The organism is Cryobacterium sp. RTC2.1, assembly GCF_035018685.1.
Taxonomy (GTDB): domain Bacteria; phylum Actinomycetota; class Actinomycetes; order Actinomycetales; family Microbacteriaceae; genus Cryobacterium; species Cryobacterium glucosi.
Map to the genome: position 1 here is coordinate 1 of NZ_JASJXJ010000176.1, position 7,034 is coordinate 7,034.

The window sequence follows — 7,034 nt, forward strand, 5'->3', positions numbered from 1 at the left end:
CGACCTGCGCAAACCGGCGCGGTTTCCGTCGTCACGGGGCGCGGGCAGCGGAAACCGGCGCGGACGCGGGGCGCGCGGGCGGGCGCGAAGCGGGTGCGGGCAGGCGGATGTCACGCCTAGCCGGCGGTCGACTCGCGGACGATGAGCTCGGGCTGGAACTGGATCTGCTCGTGCTCGAAGTCCTCGCCGCCCTCCGCCTCGCGCATCAGCAGGTCGACGGCCGTGTACCCGATCAGGGCGCTCGGCTGGCGGATCGACGAAAGCGGTACAACGGCAGCGGACGCGAAGGCGATGTCGTCGTATCCGATCAGGGCGATGTCGCGGGGGACGCGTACGTCGCCGAGCATATTCAGTGCCTGGAGCACGCCCATCGCGAGCAGGTCGTTGGCCGCGAAGACGGCGTCCGGGCGTTCGCCCGCCGGCCGGGCGAGGAGCTGTTCACCGACGGACCGCCCCTGCAACACCGAGAGCGAGTCCGTGTCGATCGTCTCGAGGACGACCCCCGGGTGCTCGGCGACGGCCTTGCGGGCGCCCTCGAGCCGATCGACGACCTGGCGGATGCTGTGGGGCCCGCCGACGAAGGCGATCCGGGTCCGTCCGATGGCGGCGAGGTGGCTCACGGCGAGGTATCCGCCGGCCACGTCATCGACGGCGACGGACGAGAAGCTCCGGTCGGCGATCTCGCGGTCCACGAGCACGGTCGGTGTGCCGCGGGCGCGGAGCCGCGAGAGGCGGTCGCCGACGTCCCCGAGGGGTGAGATGAGCACGCCGTGCACCCTCTGTTCCTCGAAGAGGTCGAGATAGGCGCTCTGGCGCCCCGGGTTCTCGTCGCTGTTGCCCAGGAGCACCGTGAGGCCGTCCTCGGCTGCGCGGTCTTCGGCGCCGCGCGCGACATCCGTGAAAAAGGGGTTGGCGACGTCGAGGACGACGAGGCCGATGCTCCGGCTGCGACCGGCACGCAATTGGCGGGCTGCGTCGTTGCGCACGAAACCGAGCTGGCTGATCGCCGCCTGGACGCGTTCGACGGTGCTCGGGGAAACCTTGTCCGGGCGATTGAGCACATTCGACACCGTGCCGACGGACACGCCGGCAGTCGCGGCCACCTCACGCACGCTTACGGACATCGGGTCTTCTCCAGATCGGGCCGCACGGGGCCACGATGAATCGTGTCAGATCGGGGCGCGGATATCCAGCCACCGGCATCCGCGCGGTGTTTTTCGCGGCGGGTCGGGGTTTGTTCCGCCCGCTGCCACCATGCTCCGAGAATAGCTCGTCGTTACGCAGTTGTTACTTGACAGCTGCGGTGGCATCGAAATAGATTTCCCTGTGTTCGCAGAATTAAAACGATTCAACGCCCGCTCGCGCGTTTCCCCAGCGTTCCTCAATGTGGAGGTCAGGACCTATCAATGTCGATCAGCCCCAGTAATTCCGGCCCGCCGGCCCTCGAACTGCGTGGAGTGGCCAAGGCCTTCGGATCGGTCGTCGCGCTGACGTCCGCCGACCTCACCGTGCACATGAACTCCATCCACGCCCTCGTGGGCGAGAACGGCGCGGGCAAGTCGACCCTCGTCAAGATCGTCGCCGGACTCTACCAGCGCGACGCGGGGGACTTCCTGCTCCGCGGCGAAAGCGTCGACTTCCGCTCGACGGCAGAGGCCAAGGCGGCCGGCATCGCGGTCATCTACCAGGAGCCCACCCTCTTCCCCGACCTCTCGGTCACGGAGAACATCTTCATGGGTCGCCAGCCGACCCAGCGCTTCGGCCGGATCGACCGCAAGGCCATGCGCGCTGAGGCCGAGGAACTGTTCACCCGCCTCGCGGTGCGCATCGACCCCGACCGCCCGGCCGAGGGGCTGTCGATCGCCGACCAGCAGATCATCGAGATCGCCAAGGCCATTTCGGTGGACGCCCGGGTGCTGATCATGGACGAACCCACCGCAGCCCTCAGCGGCGTCGAGGTCGACCGGCTCTTCGCCGTCGCCCGCAGCCTGCGTGACGAGGGCCGCGCCCTGGTCTTCATTTCGCACCGCTTCGACGAAGTCTTCGCCCTCTGCGACACCATCACGGTCATGCGCGACGGGCAATACATCTCGACCGATGCGATCCAGTCCACGAGCGTCGACGAGATCGTGCGCAGGATGGTCGGCCGCGAGGTAACCGACCTGTTCCCGAAGGAGGTCGCCCCTGTCGGCGACGTGCTGCTCGAAGTCGAGGGGCTGACCTCCGCCGGTGTCTTCCACGATGTGTCCTTCACGGTGCGGTCCGGCGAGATCGTCGGGCTCTCGGGCCTCGTCGGCGCCGGTCGCAGCGAGATCGTCCGTGCCGTTTTCGGCGTCGACCGCTACGACTCCGGAGCCGTGCGGATGCACGGGAAGTCCGTTCCGAAGCTCAACCCGACCGCGGCCATGGCTGCCGGAATGGCCCTCGTGCCCGAGGACCGCCGGAAGCAGGGCCTCGTGCTCGAGTCATCCGTCGCCCGCAACCTGACACTCTCGACCCGTACCCGGCTCAGTCGCTTCGGGTTCATCGACTCGAGCCTCGAGAACCGGGCCGCCAAGGACTGGGCCGGCCGCCTCGAGGTCAAGACGAACGCCCTCGACACCGAGGTCGGCACGCTCTCCGGCGGAAACCAGCAGAAGGTCGTGCTCGGTAAGTGGCTGTCGACGAACCCCGAGGTGCTCATCATCGACGAACCCACCCGCGGGATCGACGTCGGAACCAAGGCCGAGGTGCATCGCCTGCTCTCGCAGCTCGCGGGTGAGGGCCTCGGGATCGTGATGATCTCCTCGGAACTGCCGGAAATCCTGGGTATGGCCGACCGCGTGCTCGTCGTCCGCGAAGGCCGCATCACCGCGGAGATCTCCCGGGCGGATGCCACGGCCGAGTCCATCATGTTCGCTGCCACCCACTCAACGGAGTCCATCCAGTGACCACGACAACCAGCACCCAGACGCCCACCGGAGCGGGCGGCGGAGCGTTCCAGCGCGGTCTGCGCACCTTCCTGCGTTCCCGCGAGACCGGCATCCTCGCCGCCCTCGTGATCGTTGTGCTCATCACCACGATCAAGAACCCGAGTTTCCTCTTCAGCCAGGACGGATTCCGGGACCTGCTCCTCACCCCGTCGATCCTCGTGCTCGTGGCCGTCGGCCAGGCGATCGTGATCATCACCCGATCGGTCGACCTCTCGGTCGGCTCTGTCGTCGGACTGACGGCCTACCTGACCGGGCGCCTTTTCATCGACGTGCCCGGCATCCCGATCATCGTCGTCTTCGCCGCAGGCATGGCACTCGGTGCTGCGCTCGGCCTGCTCAACGGCGCGCTCGTCGCGTTCGGCAAGGTGCCGGCCCTCGTGATCACGCTCGGAACCCTGTATGCCTACCGGGGCATCAACGTGCTCTGGGCCGGCAGCAACCGGGTGAACGCGTCCGACCTGCCCAAGGACTTCCTCGCCCTCGGCACGAGTGCGCTGCTCTTCGTGCCGTACCTCACGATCATCGCGCTGATCGTGGTGCTCGTCGCAGGCTGGTACCTGCGCAACCAGCGAGGCGGTCGGGAGCTCTACGCGATCGGTTCGGATCCCGATGCCGCGCAGCTTTACGGACTCGGCGTCACCCGTCGCATCCTCGTCGCCTTCCTGCTCTGCGGCGCCCTCGCCGGGCTCGCCGGCGTGCTCTTCGCTGCCCGTTACGGAACGACCAACTCGCAGACGGGCACCGGGCTCGAGCTGCAGGCCGTCGGCGCTGCCGTGATCGGCGGCGTCGCGATCTTCGGCGGCAGCGGCACCGTCTACGGCGCGGCCATCGGTGCGGTCCTGCTGCTCACCATCAACCGTGCCCTGCCCATCCTGGGCATCCCCGACTTCTGGCAGCAGGCGGTCGTGGGCACCCTCATCATCGGCGCTATCGTGCTCGACCGGGTCCTCTCGCTCCGACTCTCCCGCCAACTCATTTCAGAACGGGAGGTCTCCGCATGACCATCTCCGCCCCGTCCGACAGCCGGACCGGCACGCGCGTCTACGCCGAGTACGGTCGACCCTTCTGGATGCGCCTGCTCCTCACCCGCGAGATGGCGGTCATCGTCGCCCTCATCCTCGTGATCGTGATCGCTTCGCTCGAGGTGCGACGCTTCGGCACCACCACGACGCTCGGCTTCCTGCTCCTCGACGTCGCGCCGATCCTGATGATCGCCCTGCCGATGACCCTCGTGATCATGATGGGCGAGATCGACCTCTCCGTCGCAAGCACGCTCGGCCTGAGCAGTGTCCTGCTCGGTATCCTGACCCAGGCCGGCTGGCCGGTCCCGGTCGCCATCGTCGCCTGCCTGGTGATGGGCCTCGTCGCGGGCCTGATCAATGGGCTCCTGGTCACCGTGGTCGGCCTGCCCTCGCTCGCGGTCACCATCGGCACGCTCGCCCTCTATCGCGGCATCGCCGTCGGCCTGCTCGGGACGACCGCCGTCACGAGCTTCCCGGCGTTCTGGACCGGCCTCGCCCAGTCGAAGTTCGGCAGCACCGGCATCCCCGTCGCCATGGTGCTGGTCGTCGCGTTGATCGTGGTCTTCGTCGCTCTCCTGCACTTCACCCCCTTCGGCCGCGGAATCGTGGCGATCGGCTTCAGCACGGAGACCGCGCACTTCTCCGGAGTGCACGTCAACCGGACCAAGGTCGTCGCCTTCATGCTCACGGGGCTGATCGCCGCGCTCGCCGGAATCTACTGGACCTTCCGCTACGGCAGCGCTCGCGGTGACAATGCGATGGGACTCGAGCTGTCGGTCATCGCCGCGGTCCTCCTGGGTGGAGTGTCCATTTTCGGCGGCAAGGGCGCCATCCACGGCGTCATCGCCGGCGTGCTCCTGATCGGCGTGCTGCAGAGCGCGCTCCGCCTCGCCAATGTCAGCTCGGACGTCATCAACATCATCACCGGCGCCCTGCTGATCCTGTCCGTGCTCTCCCCCCGATTTCTGTCGTGGTTCCGCAGCCTGCGTTTCCGTCGTGCCACGCCAGAGAAACAGAAGCAGTAACCGCTCCGTTCCCTCGCCCGACCACCAACATCCGCTTCACCCCACCTGAAAGGCACAACGATGTCTCCTTCCACCACCACCCGGCGCCACGGCGCCCGCGCTGTCGCGCTCGTCGCCGGCGTCGCAGCCATCGCCCTCCTCGCCACCGGATGCTCCAGTTCGGCCTCGACCGACACCTCCACCGGTGCAGCTGCGTCCGGCTCCGGCGACAAGAACTACGCGATCACGTTCCTGCCGAAGAACCTCGGCAATGCATACTTCGACACCTCCGACAAGGGCGGATCCAAGGCGATCACCGAATTCGGCGGAACCTACGCCGAGGTCGGCCCGGCGACCGCCGCGGCCGATGCCCAGGTCAGCTTCATCAACACGCTCACCCAGCAGGGAGTCGGCGCGATCATCATCTCCGCCGACGACCCCACGGCGATCGGCAGCGCCCTCAACGAGGCCCGAGCGGCCGGCACCAAGGTCGTCACCTTCGACTCGGACACCGACCCGCAGTACCGCGACCTGTACATCAACCAGGCCACGGCCGACGGCATCGCCAAGATCGAGGTCGACCTGATCACCAAGCAGATCGGCGACACCGGCGAGGTCGCCATCCTCTCCGCCTCGGCCAACGCGACCAACCAGAACGCCTGGATCGAGACGATGAAGAAGGAACTCGCCGCGAACCACCCGAACGTCACGCTCGTCGACACCGTCTACGGCAACGACGATGACCAGACCTCCTTCGACAAGACGGCGGCCCTGCTCCAGTCGCACCCGAACCTGAAGGGCATCATCTCGCCCACAACGGTCGGCATCGCAGCGGCGGCCCGCTACCTGCAGACCTCGCAGTACAAGGGCAAGGTCGCGCTCACCGGTCTCGGCACGCCGAACCAGATGCGTGACTACGTCAACGACGGCACGGTCACGGCATTCGCGCTCTGGAACCCGGCCGACCTCGGCTACCTCGCCGCCTACGGCGCCAAGGCCCTGATCGACGGCACCATCACCGGCAAGGAAGGCGACAAGTTCACCGCAGGCGCCCTCGGCGAATTCACCGTCGGCAAGGATGCCACCGTGCTCCTCGGCGAGCCGTTCACATTCACCAAGGAGAACATCGCGGACTTCAACTTCTAGGTCGTTCCACGCGCACAACCCCGTATCACCCGCAGTATCGCAGTGCCCGCGCGAGTCGGCTGCGGGGCGGATGCCGGTTGCATCCGTCCCGCGGCCTTGCGGGAATGCGCTCCGCACGGCAAACTTGAATCGATTCATTTTCGGAATCCGAACCAGCAAGGAACCTCAATGTCGAGCAGCGATACCCAGCACCGCGTGTGCTTCCAGCTCCAGGTCAAGCCGGAGCTGATCCCCGAATACCGTCGTCGCCACGCCGCAGTCTGGCCCGACATGCTGCTGGCCCTCAAGAGCACGGGCTGGAACAACTACTCCATCTTCCTGCGCGACGACGGGCTGCTGATCGGCTACTTCGAGACCGCGAGCCTCGCCGCCGCCCAGGCGGGCATGGCCGCAACCGAGGTCAACGCCCGCTGGCAGGCCGAGATGGGCGACTTCTTCGTCGCCCTCGACGGTGCCCCAGACACCGGTTTCCTCCAACTGACCGAGATCTTCAATCTGGAAGACCAACTCGACTCCCTCGCCGCCGCATCCGCTGCCCCGACCGAAAGAAGCACAACGTGAGCATCAGCCCCGACACCCTGGCCCAGCTCGAGGGGCAGGTCATCGAACTGCCGTCCTGGGCGTTCGGCAACTCCGGCACCCGGTTCAAGGTGTTCGGCACGCCCGGCACCCCGCGCACCATCCAGGAGAAGATCTCCGACGCCGCGCAGGTGCACCAGGTCACCGGCCTTTCGCCGAAGGTGGCCCTGCACATCCCGTGGGACAAGGTCGACGACTACACCGGTCTGCGCGAGTTCGCCGCGGAGAAGGGCCTCGCGCTCGGCACGGTCAACTCGAACACGTTCCAGGATGACGCCTACAAGTTCGGCAGCCTGACCCACATCGACCCG

At 67.2% G+C, this 7,034-nt stretch carries 6 protein-coding genes and 1 pseudogene; 6 read left to right on the forward strand and 1 reads right to left on the reverse strand.

Annotated elements, in window-relative coordinates:
- Positions 1 to 116: 116 nt before the first annotated feature.
- Entirely contained in the window at positions 117 to 1,124 is a 1,008-nt protein-coding gene (locus tag QN357_RS16620; protein ID WP_322188945.1) for a LacI family DNA-binding transcriptional regulator, read from the reverse strand.
- Positions 1,125 to 1,406: 282 nt separating this feature from the next.
- Here QN357_RS16620 and QN357_RS16625 point away from each other — a divergent pair, with 282 nt between their 5' ends.
- From QN357_RS16625 to QN357_RS16650, 6 genes and pseudogenes are all read left to right on the forward strand, one after another.
- Positions 1,407 to 2,930, forward strand: a complete 1,524-nt coding sequence (locus QN357_RS16625; RefSeq protein ID WP_134446403.1) for a sugar ABC transporter ATP-binding protein — start codon at positions 1,407 to 1,409, stop codon at positions 2,928 to 2,930.
- The gene (locus tag QN357_RS16630; RefSeq protein WP_370294981.1) at positions 2,927 to 3,973 is read left to right on the forward strand and encodes an ABC transporter permease; all 1,047 of its coding nucleotides are present in this window, start codon (positions 2,927 to 2,929) and stop codon (positions 3,971 to 3,973) included. The genes QN357_RS16625 and QN357_RS16630 overlap by 4 nt, the downstream gene beginning before the upstream one ends.
- Positions 3,970 to 5,019, forward strand: coding sequence for an ABC transporter permease (locus QN357_RS16635; RefSeq protein WP_322188943.1), 1,050 nt, complete (start codon positions 3,970 to 3,972; stop codon positions 5,017 to 5,019). The genes QN357_RS16630 and QN357_RS16635 overlap by 4 nt, the downstream gene beginning before the upstream one ends.
- Before the next feature lie 60 nt (positions 5,020 to 5,079).
- On the forward strand, positions 5,080 to 6,144 hold the full coding sequence (gene rhaS, locus QN357_RS16640) for a rhamnose ABC transporter substrate-binding protein (RefSeq protein ID WP_134446401.1): 1,065 nt from the start codon (positions 5,080 to 5,082) through the stop codon (positions 6,142 to 6,144).
- A gap of 168 nt (positions 6,145 to 6,312) precedes the next feature.
- Entirely contained in the window at positions 6,313 to 6,705 is a 393-nt protein-coding gene (locus QN357_RS16645; protein ID WP_134559349.1) for an L-rhamnose mutarotase, read from the forward strand.
- Positions 6,702 to 7,034, forward strand: a pseudogene (locus tag QN357_RS16650) (rhamnose isomerase); the annotation flags it as partial. The gene QN357_RS16645 and the pseudogene QN357_RS16650, both read left to right, overlap by 4 nt.